This window comes from Rhodoferax sp. RT5P35, from assembly GCF_056521385.1.
On record NZ_JBWMAX010000007.1, the window covers coordinates 193,395 to 208,339 of the forward strand.

At 61.6% G+C, this 14,945-nt stretch carries 10 protein-coding genes and 2 pseudogenes; 7 read left to right on the forward strand and 5 right to left on the reverse strand.

Annotated elements, in window-relative coordinates; genetic code table 11:
- Positions 1–20: 20 nt before the first annotated feature.
- From AC097L_RS13260 to AC097L_RS13280, 5 genes are all read right to left on the reverse strand, one after another.
- Entirely contained in the window at positions 21–1,058 is a 1,038-nt protein-coding gene (locus AC097L_RS13260) for a branched-chain amino acid ABC transporter permease (RefSeq protein ID WP_479586900.1), read from the reverse strand.
- A gap of 71 nt (positions 1,059–1,129) precedes the next feature.
- Positions 1,130–2,272, reverse strand: coding sequence for an ABC transporter substrate-binding protein (locus AC097L_RS13265; protein WP_479586901.1), 1,143 nt, complete (start codon positions 2,270–2,272; stop codon positions 1,130–1,132).
- Positions 2,273–2,319: 47 nt separating this feature from the next.
- Positions 2,320–3,105 carry an SDR family NAD(P)-dependent oxidoreductase gene (locus AC097L_RS13270; protein ID WP_479586902.1) on the reverse strand — a complete coding sequence of 262 codons (786 nt, stop codon included), beginning with the start codon at positions 3,103–3,105 and terminating at the stop codon, positions 2,320–2,322.
- Positions 3,102–4,967, reverse strand: a complete 1,866-nt coding sequence (locus AC097L_RS13275) for a feruloyl-CoA synthase (RefSeq protein ID WP_479586903.1) — start codon at positions 4,965–4,967, stop codon at positions 3,102–3,104. Before AC097L_RS13275 ends, AC097L_RS13270 begins: the two co-directional genes overlap by 4 nt.
- Before the next feature lie 6 nt (positions 4,968–4,973).
- Positions 4,974–5,762, reverse strand: a complete 789-nt coding sequence (locus AC097L_RS13280; protein WP_479586904.1) for a crotonase/enoyl-CoA hydratase family protein — start codon at positions 5,760–5,762, stop codon at positions 4,974–4,976.
- A gap of 157 nt (positions 5,763–5,919) precedes the next feature.
- On the opposite strand from AC097L_RS13280, the pseudogene AC097L_RS13285 reads away from it, so the two are divergent.
- From AC097L_RS13285 to AC097L_RS13315, 7 genes and pseudogenes are all read left to right on the forward strand, one after another.
- Positions 5,920–6,648 (forward strand): annotated as a pseudogene (locus AC097L_RS13285) (thiolase family protein); the annotation flags it as partial.
- Positions 6,649–6,747: 99 nt separating this feature from the next.
- A complete protein-coding gene (locus AC097L_RS13290) occupies positions 6,748–7,125 on the forward strand; it encodes a hypothetical protein (RefSeq protein ID WP_479586982.1) in 378 nt (125 codons plus the stop codon).
- Between the two features lie 3 nt (positions 7,126–7,128).
- Positions 7,129–8,379, forward strand: coding sequence for a thiolase family protein (locus AC097L_RS13295; protein ID WP_479586905.1), 1,251 nt, complete (start codon positions 7,129–7,131; stop codon positions 8,377–8,379).
- Positions 8,380–8,466: 87 nt separating this feature from the next.
- Positions 8,467–10,041: an acyl CoA:acetate/3-ketoacid CoA transferase gene (locus tag AC097L_RS13300; RefSeq protein ID WP_479586906.1), complete on the forward strand. Its 1,575-nt coding sequence runs from the start codon at positions 8,467–8,469 to the stop codon at positions 10,039–10,041.
- Between the two features lie 234 nt (positions 10,042–10,275).
- Positions 10,276–12,563, forward strand: a pseudogene (locus tag AC097L_RS13305) (type I restriction-modification system subunit M).
- A complete protein-coding gene (locus AC097L_RS13310; protein ID WP_479586907.1) occupies positions 12,560–13,594 on the forward strand; it encodes a virulence RhuM family protein in 1,035 nt (344 codons plus the stop codon). Before AC097L_RS13305 ends, AC097L_RS13310 begins: the two are co-directional and overlap by 4 nt.
- Positions 13,591–14,943, forward strand: coding sequence for a restriction endonuclease subunit S (locus AC097L_RS13315; RefSeq protein WP_479586908.1), 1,353 nt, complete (start codon positions 13,591–13,593; stop codon positions 14,941–14,943). The genes AC097L_RS13310 and AC097L_RS13315 overlap by 4 nt, the downstream gene beginning before the upstream one ends.
- Positions 14,944–14,945: the final 2 nt, after the last annotated feature.

A 14,945-nucleotide genomic window follows, 5' to 3' on the forward strand; every position in this document is an offset into this window, starting at 1 on the left:
CATCGGGGTACCCATGTGCTTCAATGATCGTCGGAGTGGGGGTTGGCCAGTGAGCGCCACAGCAGCACCGGCAGAATCAGTGTGAATACGACGACCTCTTTGAATGCGCTGGCCCAGAACGAGGCAAAGGCTTCCACAATGCCCACAAACAGCGCCCCCAGAGCCGCCGCCGGGTAGCTGGCCAGCCCGCCAATCACGGCGGCAACAAAGCCTTTGAGTCCGATCAGGAAGCCGGAGTCATAAAAGATCGTGGTGGTGGGGCCAATCAGCAGGCCCGACAAGGCCCCAATCAAGGCCGCCATGGTCAGCGTCAGGCTGCCCGCCGTATGCGTGGAAATGCCCACCAGGCGTGCACCCAGGCGGTTCACGGCGGTGGCGCGCAGCGCTTTGCCGAACAGCGTTTTTTCAAAAAATTGCCACAGCAGCACGATCAGCACCAGCGAGGCGGCACCGATGATGATGGCCTGGCCATTCAGGTTGACCGCTCCCAGGTGAAAGCGTTCGTCCCAGAAGCTGGGGTTGCGAAAGCCCTCGGCACCAAAAAACAGCAGAGCCAGACCGGTCATGGCAAAGTGCACCCCGACCGAGACGATCAGTAACACCAACGTGCTGGCATCGGCCAGCGACTGGTACACCACCCGGTAGATCAAGGGGCCGAACGCGGTGACAACGCACACGCTCAGCAGCGCCTGCACCAGCAGCGGAAACTGCCGTGGTGCCGCCCAGGCGGTTACCGCCGCGATGGCGACCGGCAAGGCCAGCGTCTTGAGAAAGGCCTTGGCAGCACTGCCCAAATGGTGGAAGCGCTGCCATGCGCGCCAGGCATTCATCAGCGCCGCCACACCGGCCATGATGAGCAGCAGCCACACGGTGCCAGGAATGGCCCCGGTCTGCAGGATCGCCAAGGTCAGCGCACCGTAAGCCACAAACTCACCTTGTGGAATGAAAATGACCCGCGTCACCGCGAATACCAGTACGGTGGCAAGACCTAGCAGCGCATACACCGCACCGTTGGTGATGCCGTCTAGCAGCAGCACGCTGGCGATCGAAAAATCCATGGAGAAGTCCTCAGAAAATCCTCAGAAAAAGGCGGTGGTGCGCAGCGTGGTGCGCACCACGGGGCAGAGATTTATTCGATTTTCCAGTCGCCGTTGACCACCTTGACGATGACACCGGTTTCATTGGTGAATCCCCAGTGGTCGTCTTTGGTCCAGTTCATCACGCCTTGGGACAGGGGGACGTGGCCCATGTTTTCCAGCGCGTCGCGCAGGGCGGTGCGGAACTCCGGGGTTCCGGGCTTGGCTTTTTTCAGCGCCATGGGAATGATTTTTTCCAGCACCAGCGCCGCATCGTAGGAGTGGGCTGCAAACTGGTTGCGGCTGCCAGGGCCGTAGACCTTTTCATACTTTTGTACGTAATCAAGGGCCAGCTTTTTGGAGGGATTGCTGTCGGGCAGTTGCTCCGGGGCGATGACCGGGCCAGACACCACATAAGTGCCATCAATGTCTTTGCCGCCAACCCGCATCAGGTCGCGGGTGGCAGCCGCATGGGTTTGGTAAATCTTGCCTTTGAAGCCGCGCTCTATCAGGGCTTTTTCCGGCATGGCCGCACCGCTGCCGGATGCCACGACCAGCATGGCATCGGGCTGTGCAGATGTCAGCTTCAAGGCCTGGGCGGTCGCGCTGGTGTCGGTGCGCGCAAAACGCTCGGCGGCAATCACTTTGATGCCCGCTTTTTCGGCCACCGGTGTGAATTCTTTGAGCCAGCTTTCGCCATACGAGTCTGAATAGCCCAGGAAGCCGACGGTTTTGACGCCATTGGCCTTCATGTGTGCCACCACGGCGTACGACATCACCGCGGTGGACTGCGGCAGGCGAAAGGTCCACAGGTCTTTGCCCGGTTGCAGTGGCACGGGCGAGGCCACCAACTGCGGTGTTTGCGTCTCAAACGCGACGCCTGCCACGGCAATGCCGACCGGGGTTGCCGCCGAGCCGATGAGCAAATCTGCCTTGTCTTCGGACACCAGTCGGCGGGCATTCTTGATGCCATTGGTGGGGTCGCTGGCATCGTCCAGCACGATGACGGTGAGCTTCTCCCCGCCCAGCGTGGCTGGCCAGAGCTTGATCTGGTTGGCCATGGGAATGCCCAGACCCGAGGCCGGGCCGGTGAGCGGCAAAATGACACCAATCGTGACATCGGCTTGCGCCAGCCCGCAAGCCAGGCTGGCAAGCAGGGTGAGAGCGAAGGTCGCTTTGTTTTTTGTGGATTGCATGGTTTGTCTCCTTGGTAGTTATGGAATAGGCAGAATGCGGGGCTGGCTCAACGGGGTGCCATGCGCAACGCGCCGTCGAGGCGGATCACTTCGCCATTCAGGTGGCCGTTGGTTACCACATGGGCTGCCAGTTCGGCGAATTCAGACGGCTTGCCCAGGCGCGATGGGAAAGGGATGGATGCAGCCAGCGATGCCTGCACCGCCTCGGGCAGTTCCTGCATCAGCGGCGTGGCAAACAGGCCGGGGGCGACGGTGCAGACGCGGATGCCGTACTGCGCCAGGTCGCGTGCCATCGGCAGCGTCATGCCGACCAGCCCGCCCTTGGACGCGCTGTAGGCCTGCTGGCCCACCTGCCCATCGAACGCCGCAACCGACGCGGTGAACATGATCACGCCGCGCTCCCCGCCGTCCAGCGGTGCCAGTCGGGCGCAGGCGGCGGCAAACAGCCGGGTCATGTTGTAGCTGCCGATGAGGTTGACGGCAATGACTTTGGCAAACGCGTCCAGCGGGGCCGCGCTGCCGTCTTTTTGCACCACGCGCTTGGCACCGCCGATGCCAGCCACGTTCATCAAGATGCGCGCCGGGCCATGGGTGGCGGCGGCTTTGTCGATGGCGGCGGTCACGCTGTCGGCATTGGTGATGTCGCATTGGCAAGCCACGGCGCAGCCGTTTCCAAATTCCGCACTAATCTCGGCGGCGACCTTTTCGGCCAGCGCCATGTTCACATCGAGCACCGCCACCTTGGCACCCAGGCGGGCCAGTTCGCGGGCGGTGGCCTCGCCCAGGCCGGAGGCGGCGCCAGTGACGAGGGCGGATTGTCCTGAAATATTCATGCTGCGGGTCCGGTCGGTTTGAGGATGTGGCTGAGGGTGTCGGCGTGCAGGGCTTCGACCAGTTTGGCGCGGTGCTGTAGCACGGCGCGCTGGTTGATCGAGCCCTTGTCGGTGATTTCGCCTTTGTCCAGCGAGGGTGGCTCGGCCAGCAGATGGGCGCGTGCAATGCGGGTGGCGCTACCGGTGGCGGTGGCGGCCAAGGTGTTGATGACGGTCTGGAAGTGGGCCTGCACCGGGGCGCTGTGCAGCACCTCGGCCATGCTGGCGGTGTCGGGCAGGCCGCTCAAACTGCGGCAGGCGGCGGTGGGCAACAGCAGTGCGCCCAGTTCTTTCTGGTTGATGCCGGTGAGCACCGCGTCTTGCACATAGGGGGCGGCAGCGGCCACGATCCTGGCGCGCATGGGGCCGACGCTGACGAAGGTGCCGGTGCTGAGCTTGAAGTCTTCGGCAATGCGGCCGTCAAATTTCAGGCCCTGGTGCAGGTCGTTTTCGTCGATCCATTGCACTGCGTCACCCGAGCAAAAGAAGCCTTCCTCGTCAAAACTCTCAAAGGTGGCCTCGGGGTTGCGCCAGTAGCCGGGGGTGATGTTGGGGCCGCGGTAGCGCACCTCGGTTTTGCCGTCTACAGGCACCAGTTTCAGCTCCAGGCCTGGGGTAGGTACGCCGATGTAACCTGCCTTGACGTTGGTGCTATTGACGCCGATGCAGTAGGGCGTGCCCTCGGTCATGCCCAGTCCGGTGTTCATCACGATGCGTTCGCCCACTTCGCGCTCGGCGCTGGCAAACAGCGAATCCCAGATGGGCTGCGACAGCGCGGCGGCGGCGAAGAAGAACATCTTCACCCGGCTCAGCAGGTTCTTGCGCAGCAGATCGTCGTTCTGCATCGCCTCGGCCAGCACCTCGAATCCGGTGGGTACGTTGAAGTAGATGGTGGGCGCAATCTCGCGCAGGTTGCGCAGGGTCTCGGCCATGCCCTTGGGCGTGGGCTTGCCTTCGTCCAGGTACAGCGTGCCGCCGTTGTAGATGACGATGCCAAAGTTGTGGTTGCCGCCAAAGGTGTGGTTCCAGGGCAGCCAGTCGACCAGCACTGGTGGTTCCTCGTGCAGCACGGGTATGGACTGGTTCATCTGCTGCAGGTTGGCGCTCCACATGCCGTGCGTCACGATCACTGCCTTGGGCAGCTTGGTCGAGCCCGAGGTGAACATGAATTTGGCAATGTGCTCGCCGGTGATGGCAGCGTGCGCGGCATCCACGGCCGCTGTCGCCGGGGTGTTGAGCAGATCGCTGAACGGGATGGTGGCGCGGCCAGGGATGCTGCCACTGCCCAGTACCACGGGCACATCGGCCGCCACCGTGGTGGTGATGGCGCGGGCAAAGCGTTCGCCGCTGCTGGCAAACACCAGGCCGGGGGTGAGGGTACCCACCACATGGCGCAGTTTGTCGAAATCCTGGCTGATGGTGCTGTAGGCGGTGGACACGGTGCAGTGCGGCACGCCGGCCACTAGGCAGCCCAGGGCCAGCAGGGCGTGGTCCAGGTCGTTTTCGCTCAGGATGGCCACCGGGCGCTCGGCGTTGAGTGGCATGCCGAGCAGGGCCTGTGCGATGTTGCGTGCCGACTGCCAGGCCTCGGCATAAGAAATGTGCCGCCAGTCGCCCAGGCTGCCGTCGGCGTTTTTCACACGCTGGGCCATCCAGGTCTGGTCGGGCGTGGTGTGGGCCCAATGCGCTAGCCGGTCGGTCAGGCGGGTGGGGTAGGGCTGCAGGTCTTGCGTGGCCCGCACATAGCGCACGCCGTTGGGCGTGTCACGGGTGGTGACATGGGTCACGCCGAAGCGCAGGGGGCGGTAGGTGGGGGCGGACATAGGCGATTACGCTTTCTGGACTTTAGCGGCCCGTCCGTCCAGAAAGGCGCGCACGCGCTTCTTGGCCTCGGGCGCGCTCTGGGCAATCGCAGCCATCATGGCTTCGGTGAGGAAGCCCTGGTCGGCCGGTTGTTCGGCTATGCGGGGCAAGGCGTGCATCAGCGCGTAGTTGGTCAGCGGTGCGTTTTGGGCAATGCGGGTGGCCAGCTCCAGCGCCTTGGCAAAAGCCTGGCCCTCGGGCACCAGGTACTGGGCCATGCCGATGCGTTCACCGTCCTCGGCGTTGTAGACGCGGCCGGTCATCATCATGTCGGTCATGCGGGCGGTGCCAATCAGGCGCGGGATGCGCACTGCGCCGCCACCGCCCACAAAGATGCCACGCGAACCTTCGGGCAGCGCGTAGAAGGTGGATGCATCGGCCACGCGGATGTGGCAGGCGCTGGCCAGTTCCAGCCCGCCGCCGACCACCGCGCCATGCAGCGCCGCCACCACCGGCACCGGGCCGAATTGCACGCGCTCCAGTGCGGCGTGCCACATCCGGGAATGCAGCAGGCCCTGGCCCGCGTCGCGGTCTTTGAGCTCGCTCAGGTCCAAACCGGAACAAAAGTGCGGGCCTTCACCGTCGATTACCGCCGCCCGCACGCTGCTGGGCAAGCCGTCGATCAGGTTGCGCAGCGCCAGGATCAGGCTGTCGTTCAGCGCGTTTCGTTTGGCCGGGCGGATCAGGCGGATGACGGCAATTTCCTGGTCGTCGCCGCAGATGTCGAGGGAAATATCGGAATGTGGTGTGGTCATGGTGTGGTCTTCGTCTGGCTGGATTATGGTTATGAAAAATAACTAAAACAAGGTAGATTCAGGCGTCTATCGTAGGTGCTTTCCCTAGCTTTTCGATACCTCAATTTAGTTATGATAAATAACTAAATTGATGCAGTCTGCATCCAGGAGCTTGTTGATGTCTGCATACATTCCCTACGGAATTTACTGGTCCACCCCGTTTGCCAAATGGCAGGGTTCACTGGCCAACCTGAACGCCTTGCCACTGGCCGCCACGGTGGGCAAGCAGGCCCTGGCCGCGCGCGGTTTTGACATGGCGCAGATTGACCTGGCCATCCTGGGCTTGACCAATCCGCAAAAAGGCAGCTTCTATGGCCTGCCGTATGTCACCGGCCTGATGGGCATCGACCGGGTGGCCGGGCCCACCCTCCAACAGGCTTGCGCCACCAGCGTGCGGGCGCTGCAAATGGCCGCGCAGGAAGTGCAGTGCGGCACCGCCACCAGCGCGCTGTTGGTGATGGCCGACCGCCAGTCCAACGGCCCGGTGGTCTACTACCCCGACCCGTCCGGCACCGGTGGCTACGGCACCACCGAGCACTGGGTACCTGACAACATGGGCCATGACCCCTACGCCAAAAACCCCATGCTGCAAACCGGCGAAAACGTGGCCGCGCGTTACGGCATCAGCACCGCCGAGCAGCACGACCTGAAGCTGCACCGCTACGGCCAGTACCAGCAGGCCCTGGCCGACGACCGGGCGTTTCAGAAGCGCTACATGGCCGATGTGCCTTTGGGTGACTCCAAGTTCCGCAAGCAAACCGGTGTGCTCAGCGCCGACGAAGGCATCTTCCCCACGACTGCCGAGGGCCTGGCCAAGCTGAAGCCGGTGCTGCCGGGCGGCACGGTGACCTTTGGCGGCCAAACCCACCCGGCCGACGGCAATGCCGGGGCCATTGTCACCACGCGGGAGCTGGCCCGCGCCGCATCCTTGAATCCAAACATCGAAGTGGAAATCCTGGGCTTCGGCCAGGCCCGCGTGGAGCCTGGTTACATGCCCATGGCCCCGTCGCCCGCTGCTTTTAAGGCCTTGAAAAACGCCGGGCTGTCGATCAGCGATATCCACGCCATCAAGACCCACAACCCATTTGCGGTAAACGACATCGCCCTGGCCCGCGACACCGGCTTTGCGTGGGAAAAGATGAACAACTATGGCAGCTCCATCATCTGGGGCCACCCGCAAGCGCCCACCGGCCTGCGCGCCACCATCGAGCTGATTGAAGAGCTGGTGCTGCGCGGCGGCGGCGTGGGTCTGTTCACCGGTTGCGCTGCGGGCGACAGTGGCTATGCCACGGTGCTGCGCGTCACCGACAGCCGCAAGGGTTAAGCCATGCCACATTTTTCAGCCCAACTAGACGCGTGGATCGTGGACGGCCTGCGCACGCCGCTGGTGGACTACTGCGGCCCCCTGGGCGGTGTGTCGCCTACCGACATGGGCATCAAGGTGGCCCGCGCCGTGTTCGCCCGCAGCGGGGTGCCCGCGGCCGATGTGGACTCGGTCGTCACTGGCTCCATGGCGCAGGCCGACTTCGATGCCTTTGTGCTGCCGCGCCACATCGGCCTGTACGCGGGGGTGCCCATCGCCACGCCTTCCATCCTGGTGCAGCGCATTTGCGGCACCGGCTTTGAGCTGTTCCGCCAGGCGGCCGACCAGATCACCCTGGGCTATGCCGAGCTGGCCCTGGTGGTGGGCACCGAGTCGATGACGCGCAACCCCATTGCCGCCTACACCCACCGCAGCGGCTTCCGGCTGGGCGCGCCGGTGGAGTTCAAAGACTTTCTCATCGAAGCCCTGACCGACACCGCAGGCCCGGTCACCATGATCGAGACGGCGGAGAACCTGGCGAAGAAATACGGCATCACCCGTGCCGATGTGGATGCCTATGCGGCCCTGTCGTTCGAGCGCGCGCTCAAAGCCCAGGCCGATGGCTTTCTGGCGGGTGAAATCGTGCCCGTCACCAGCGAGAAATTTGAACTGCCCGGCTACGCCACCCGGGGCATCCAATTGCCGCGCAAGGTGGCCCAGCTGGATCGCGACACCCATCCGCGCCCCTCGCCCATCGAAGCCCTGGCGGGCCTGCGCACCGTCTACCCCGGCGGCGTGCAAACCGCAGGCAACAGCTCGGCCCTGGTCGATGGTGCCGTGGCCGCGCTGGTCGCCAGCGATGCTTACGTGCGAAAAAATTTGCGGAAAAACGGCTTGCAGCCGCTGGCCCGCTTGCGCGGTGCCGCCGCCGTAGGTGTGCCACCCGAGCTGATGGGCATCGGCCCTGCACCCGCCATCCGCGCCCTGCTGGAGCGTTGCGGCCTGCAACTGCACGACATTGGCCTGTTTGAGATCAACGAAGCCCAGGGCGCGCAAACCCTTGCGGTGGAGCGCGAGCTGGGCCTGGACCGCGACAAGCTGAACGTCAACGGCGGCGCGATTGCACTGGGCCACCCGCTGGCAGCCACCGGCGTGCGCCTCACCGTCACCCTGGCCCGCGAACTGCGCCGCCGGGGGCTGCGCTATGGCATCTCGTCCGCCTGCGTGGGCGGCGGTCAAGGCATGGCACTCCTGATTGAAAACCCCGAGGCTTGAGTTTTTTAAGCCAAATCAGGCTTTTGCGTAGATTTAATCTATGCAAGTAGCTATCAAATTAATAGTAATTACAGTAACAAGGTTCCCATGCAAATCATCACCGCCGCCCAAGCCGGCGCCCTTATCCAAGACAACGCCACCATCTTCCTGGGCGGCCTGGCCGTTACCAGCCTGCCCGAGGAGGTGCTCAAAGGCGTGGAGCAGACCTTTCTGGACACCGGCCACCCGCGCAACCTCACCACCTGGGCCTGCGGTGCCATCGGCAACAGCAAGGATGCAGGCATGGTTCACTTTGCCCACCCTGGCATGATGAAGCGCACCATCGCAGGCCACTTCGGCCAGACCGGTGCCGAGATGATGAAGATGGTGTTTGCGGGCGAGGTCGAGGCCTACAACTTCCCGCAGGGCAGCCTGTCGCACCTCACCCGCCACATTGCCAGCCGCAGCCCCGGCCTGCTGACCAAGGTGGGCCTGGGCACCTTTGTGGACCCGCGTATTGAAGGTGGCAAGCTCAACAGCCAGTCCACCGAAGACCTGGTGAAGCTGGTGGAATTTGCGGGCGAAGAATGGCTGTTTTACCCCAGCCCGAAGATCGACGTAGCCATCATCCGCGGCACGCTGGCCGATGAAAACGGCAACATCACGCTGGACAAAGAGGGCGTGCTGCTGGAGCAGATCAACATCGCCCACGCGGCCAAGGCCTGCGGCGGCATCGTCATCGCCCAGGTGGAGCGCATCGTGCAAGCGGGCAGCCTGCACCCCAAGGCGGTGAAGATCCCCGGCGTGTCGGTGGACTACGTGGTGGTCAGCCAGCCCGAAAACCACATGCAGACCATCGCCACCCAGTTCAACCCGGCCCTGTGCGGCGACGTGCGCGTGCCCACCAGCTCGCTGGAGCCCATGGCGCTGGACGAGCGCAAGGTCATCGCCCGCCGCACTGCCATGGAACTCAGGCCCGGTGCCATCACCAACCTCGGCATCGGCATCCCCGCCGGGGTGCCGTCGGTGGCCGCCGAAGAGGGTGTGTCCGACCAGCTCACCCTGAGCATCGAGAGCGGCATCACCGGTGGCATCCCCGCGCAGCTGGGCGACTTCGGCGTGGCCTACAACGCCGAGGCCATCATTGAGCAGTCGCTGCAGTTCGACTTCTACGACGGCGGCGGCCTGGATGCCAGCTTCCTGGGCCTGGCCCAAGCCGACAACTGGGGCAATGTCAACGTGAGCAAGTTCAACGGCCGCCCGGTGGGCTGCGGCGGCTTCGTCAACATCACCCGCGCCACCAAGAAGCTGGTGTTCTGCGGCACCTTCACCGCCGGTGGCCTGCAGGTGAAAGTGGCCGACGGCCAGCTCACCATCGTCAAAGAAGGCAAATCGCGCAAGTTCATCGAGAAGGTCGAGCAGATCACCTTTAACGGCCACGATGCGGCAGTGCGCCAGCAGGAAGTGCTCTTCGTCACCGAGCGCGCCGTGTTCCAGCTCACCACCGACGGCCTGGAGCTGACCGAGATCGCGCCGGGTGTGGATTTGGAGCGCGACGTGCTGGCGCACATGGGTTTCAAGCCGATCATGAAGAACGTCAAAACCATGGACGCGGGGCTGTTCAGCGCGCAGTGGGGTGGGTTGGCGAAGGCGATGGCGGCCAAGGCGGCGCAGCCGAAGTAGGGCCTGCGGCGGTCCGGGTTTCAGGCAGGGCAGTTGACTATCAAAAATATAGCTGCTGGCGTAGGTGAGACCTGCGCTAGCGGCTATTTTTGTTTGTGAAATCTTAGAGCTGGAGCAGGCTCTAGAATGGCCGCCAAAGGGAGTGCATTGCACGTCCGTGCCTCCATTTGTCGTGTGGCGCATCTGCCTCGTAGCCGCCTCGTATTTACTTTGATTCCTTCTGACCGTTTACCCATGAAAAACCTCGACGCCCTCAAACAACACGGCGACGTCATCTGGAATATTGCCAACCTCTTGCGCGGCCCCTACCGCCCACCGCAATACCGCCGGGTGATGATTCCGCTTACCGTGTTGCGGCGCTTGGACTGCGTGCTGGAGGCCAGCAAAGGCGCTGTCATCAAGTACCACAAGCAACTTAAAGAGGCTACGGGTAAAGATGGCAAGGCCAAGTACGACGCAGTGACCATCGAGAAAATGGTCACGCACAAATTTAGCCTCTCTTTCTACAACACGAGCGAGTTCACTTTCCAATTGCTACTGGGCGACCCAGACAAGCTGGCCGCCAACTTGGAAAATTACATGGCGGGCTTTTCCAGCCGTGCCCGCAGGATCATCGAGAAGTTCAAGTTCCACGAAGAAATTGAAAAGCTCGAAGAATCCAACCGCCTGTTTGACGTGGTCAAACAGGTTGCAGCGGTAGACCTGCACCCCGACACCATTCCCAACATCGCCATGGGCTACTTGTTTGAGGACCTGGTGCGCCGCTTTAATGAGCAAGCCAACGAAGAGGCGGGCGACCACTTCACCCCGCGTGAAGTCATCAAGCTCATGGTCAACCTGCTGTTCACGCACGACGACCTTGTTTACCGCAAAGCCAAGCTCATCAAGATTTACGACCCCACCTGCGGTACGGGCGGCATGCTGTCGGAGTCTGAAAAAGTCATCGTCGACCCCGACACCGGGCTCAACCCCAGCGCCGACGTGCGCCTGTTTGGCCAGGAGTACAACCCCGAGTCCTTTGCCATCTGTGGCTCTGACTTGATGATCAAAGGCGAGGATGTGCAAAACATCGTTTTTGGCGACACGCTGGGCACCGGCAAACCCAAAGACGGTGTGGCCGACGGTGATGGTCACCCTGGCGAGCAGTTCCACTTCATGCTGGCCAACCCACCGTTTGGTGTGGAGTGGAAGCCCGAAAAAGACTTTGTGACCAAGGAGCACGAAACGTTTGGTTTTAGTGGCCGCTTCGGCCCCGGCCTGCCGCGCATCAACGACGGCGCGCTGCTCTTCCTGCTGCACATGATTTCCAAAATGCAGCCTGCGCCCAGCAAGGGCGGCGAAGGCTCGCGCGTTGCCGTTGTTTTTAACGGCTCGCCGCTATTCACTGGCGACGCGGGCAGCGGTGAGAGCAATATCCGCCGCTGGATCATTGAAAACGACATGCTGAAGCCGTCATCGGCCTGCCCGACCAGCTGTTCTACAACACCGGCATCTACACCTACGTGTGGATCGTCACCAACCGCAAAACCGCCCAGCGCGCGGGCAAGGTACAGCTCATCAACGGCACCGATTTCGCCTGGAAGATGAAAAAAAGCCTGGGCAACAAGCGCAAGCGCATGGGCGACGGTACCGACGGCACGCCCGACCACATCGCCGCGCTCACCCGTCTATATGGCGACTTTGCCGACAACGTGCGCCACACCGTGGCCGATATACAAACCAATATCGACCCCAAGCGCGACCAGACCAAGAGCTTGGTGGTCAGCAAGATATTCAACAACCAAGACTTCGGCTTTCTCAAGATCACCGTAGAGCGCCCCTTGCGCCTGAATTTCGCAGTCACCGATGCGCGCGTTGCGGGCTTCAAGCAAACCAATGTATTTTGGGATTTGGCCCTGTCGCGCAAGCGCAAAAACAAGGGCCAGATCGAGGCCGAGGTATTGCAAGGCAAAGCCGCCCAAGCCGCCATACTGGCCGTGCTGGACGGCATGCAGCCCGCATTTCGCGACGGGCACACCGTCAAAGACCGCCCCGCGTTCGACAAGCTGCTGACTGCCGCGTTCGCCCGCGCAGACCTGGATCTGGACAGCAAGCTCAAAGCCGCCTTGCTGGCCCCCGGTAGCCTGGGCGAAAAAGACCCCAGCGCGGAAATCTGCCGCGACAAAAAGGGCCAGCCCGAACCTGACGCCGACCTGCGCGACACCGAAAGCGTGCCTTTGCCCCCCGGCATCACACTGCCCCTGCCGCTGGACTACGAGGGTAAAAAGAACAAAGGCAAGGTAGACACAGCGCCTCTGCTGAAACTGGTGCAAGCCCACTGCGAGGCCTACTTGGCCGCCGAGGTGCTGCCTTACCGCCCGGACGCCTGGATAGACCACAGCAAAATCAAAGTGGGCTATGAAATCCCATTCAATCGCCATTTCTACGAATACGAGCCACCCCGGCCGCTGGAGGCCATTGAGGCCGACATCCTGGCGCTGGAACAAGACATCATGGCCATGTTGAAAGACGTGACGACATGAGCGACTTCATCCTCTACCAAACTGAAGACGGTCAAACCCGCATCCAATGCCGGTTGGAGAACGAGACGCTGTGGCTCACGCAGGCGCAAATTGCCGAACTGTTCCAAACCACTCCGCAAAACGTCACCCTGCACCTGAAGGCCATTTACGCAGAGGGCGAACTGCAAGAGGCCGCAACCTGTAAGGATTACTTACAGGTTCGCCAGGAAGGCAGCCGGGCTGTCTCCAGGCAGCTTCGCCACTACCGGCTGGAGGCCATTTTGGCCGTGGGCTACCGCGTGCGTGGCCATCGGGGCACCCAGTTCCGCCAATGGGCAACCGCCCGCTTGGGCGAATATCTGGTGAAAGGCTTTGCCATGGATGACGAGCGGCTCAAGAACCCGCCCGGCCCTGGTCACACCGACTACTTTGACGAACTGCTGGCGCGCATCCGCGACATTCGCAGCTCTGAGCGGCGCTTCTACCAAAAGGTGCTCGACATCTACGCCACCAGCGTGGACTACGCCCCTGATACCGAGCTGGCCCAACAGTTCTTCGCCACCGTCCAAAACAAAATGCACTGGGCCACCCACGGCCACACTGCCGCCGAAATCATCCACCAGCGCGCCGATGCCAGCCAGCCCTTCATGGGCCTGCAAACCACCCGCCCCGGCGGCGTGGTGCGCAAGGAAGATGTGGCGGTAGCCAAAAACTACCTGTCTGCCGACGAGCTGCAAATGCTCAACCGCATCGTCAGCCTCTACATCGAATACGCCGAGCTGCAGGCGCTGGACCGTAAGCCGATGACCATGCTGAACTGGCTGACCAAGCTGGATGAGTTCTTGAAAATCTCGGGCCGCGAACTGCTGGACCATTTCGGCCAGATATCTGCGGCGGATGCTAAAGCCAAGGCGGAACTGGAGTACGCCGACTACCGCAAGCAACAGGACGCACTGCCGCGCACGGTGGATGTCGACTTTGAGCGGGTGGCGAAGGAACTGAAGGCGTTGCCGCCAGTGAAGCGGGTAAAGAAGGCGGGGGATAAGAAGTGAAGGTCGCGCCATATCCGAATTATCAAAAAACGGGCATCCTGTGGCTTGGCGATATTCCTCAGGAGTGGGTCGTCAAACGGTTGAAATGGTCTGTAGATGGCTGTTTCAATGGCGTCTGGGGTGAAGAGCCGGACGGTATAGACGATGCTGTTTGCCTGCGGGTGGCAGACTTCAATCGTGATAATTACACCGTGTCGACTGACCTTCTTACGATCCGGGCAATTGAGCCAAAACAGCTGGAGTCTAGAAAGCTAAGGCGTGGCGATTTATTGATTGAGAAGTCCGGTGGAGGCGAAAAGCAGCTTGTTGGCTGTGTTGTTCATTTCGACCATGAATTCAACGCAGTTTGCTCAAACTTTGTTGCGCGAATGCCTGTGGCTCAGCATCAGTCACCGCGCTATTGGGCTTACATGCATGCAAGTCTTTACGCGGGAAAACTGAACTACCCAGCCATTAAACAGACTACCGGTATTCAAAATCTCGATGCCGTGCTGTATTTAGATACGCTTGTTGGCTACCCGCCATTGGAGCAACAACATCAAATCGCCGCCTTCCTCGACTGGAAAACCAGCCAGATCGACGCGCTGATTGCCAAGAAGCAAGCGCTGCTGCAAAAGCTCAAAGAAAAGCGCCTGGCCGTCATCACCCAAGCCGTGACCAAGGGCCTGAACCCGGATGCACCTACGCGCGATTCGGGGATTGCGTGGCTGGGCGACATACCAGCGCATTGGAAACTCCCCGCACTAGCATTGCGGTACAAAGTCGAGTTGGGAAAGATGCTTGACGAAAAGCAGATAACCAAGCAACACCTGACCCCCTATCTGAGAAATGTTGACGTTCAATGGGGGAACATAAATTTTGAAGATTTGCCTGAAATGGATATTGCCCCTCAGGAGTACAGCCGTTACGCAGTTGAGGAGGGTGATGTCTTGGTGTGCGAAGGCGGTGAAGTAGGCCGCGCAGCTATTGTTGGTGCACAAACCAGCGTAATTGGCTTTCAAAAGGCGCTTCACAGGCTGCGGGCTACAACCTCTGATGAATCGCCCCAGTTCATCTTCTACACAATGTTGTGGGCTGCAAATACAGGCGTTTTTAATGAGGAGGGGAATTCAACAATTGCCCATCTCACAGCTGAGAAGTTGCGTCGGTATCGCTTTCCTCAGCCGCCGCTTGCAGAACAAGCTGCCATCGTTGAACGACTCGGCATAGCGACAGAACATATTCGACGATTACTTGATATAGCTGAATCCGCCATCACCCGCCTCACTGAATACCGCTCCGCCCTCATCACCGCTGCCACCACCGGCAAGATCGACGTGCGCAACGTCACCATTCCGGCCCACGCCTGACG

Coding starts and splice junctions, on each gene's coding strand:
- AC097L_RS13270 (WP_479586902.1), bottom strand. CDS start 3,105: ATGAATATTTCAGGACAATCCGCCCTCGTCACTGGCGCCGCCTCCGGC.
- AC097L_RS13275 (WP_479586903.1), bottom strand. CDS start 4,967: ATGTCCGCCCCCACCTACCGCCCCCTGCGCTTCGGCGTGACCCATGTC.
- AC097L_RS13300 (WP_479586906.1), top strand. CDS start 8,467: ATGCAAATCATCACCGCCGCCCAAGCCGGCGCCCTTATCCAAGACAAC.
- AC097L_RS13295 (WP_479586905.1), top strand. CDS start 7,129: ATGCCACATTTTTCAGCCCAACTAGACGCGTGGATCGTGGACGGCCTG.
- AC097L_RS13310 (WP_479586907.1), top strand. CDS start 12,560: ATGAGCGACTTCATCCTCTACCAAACTGAAGACGGTCAAACCCGCATC.
- AC097L_RS13260 (WP_479586900.1), bottom strand. CDS start 1,058: ATGGATTTTTCGATCGCCAGCGTGCTGCTGCTAGACGGCATCACCAAC.
- AC097L_RS13265 (WP_479586901.1), bottom strand. CDS start 2,272: ATGCAATCCACAAAAAACAAAGCGACCTTCGCTCTCACCCTGCTTGCC.
- AC097L_RS13280 (WP_479586904.1), bottom strand. CDS start 5,762: ATGACCACACCACATTCCGATATTTCCCTCGACATCTGCGGCGACGAC.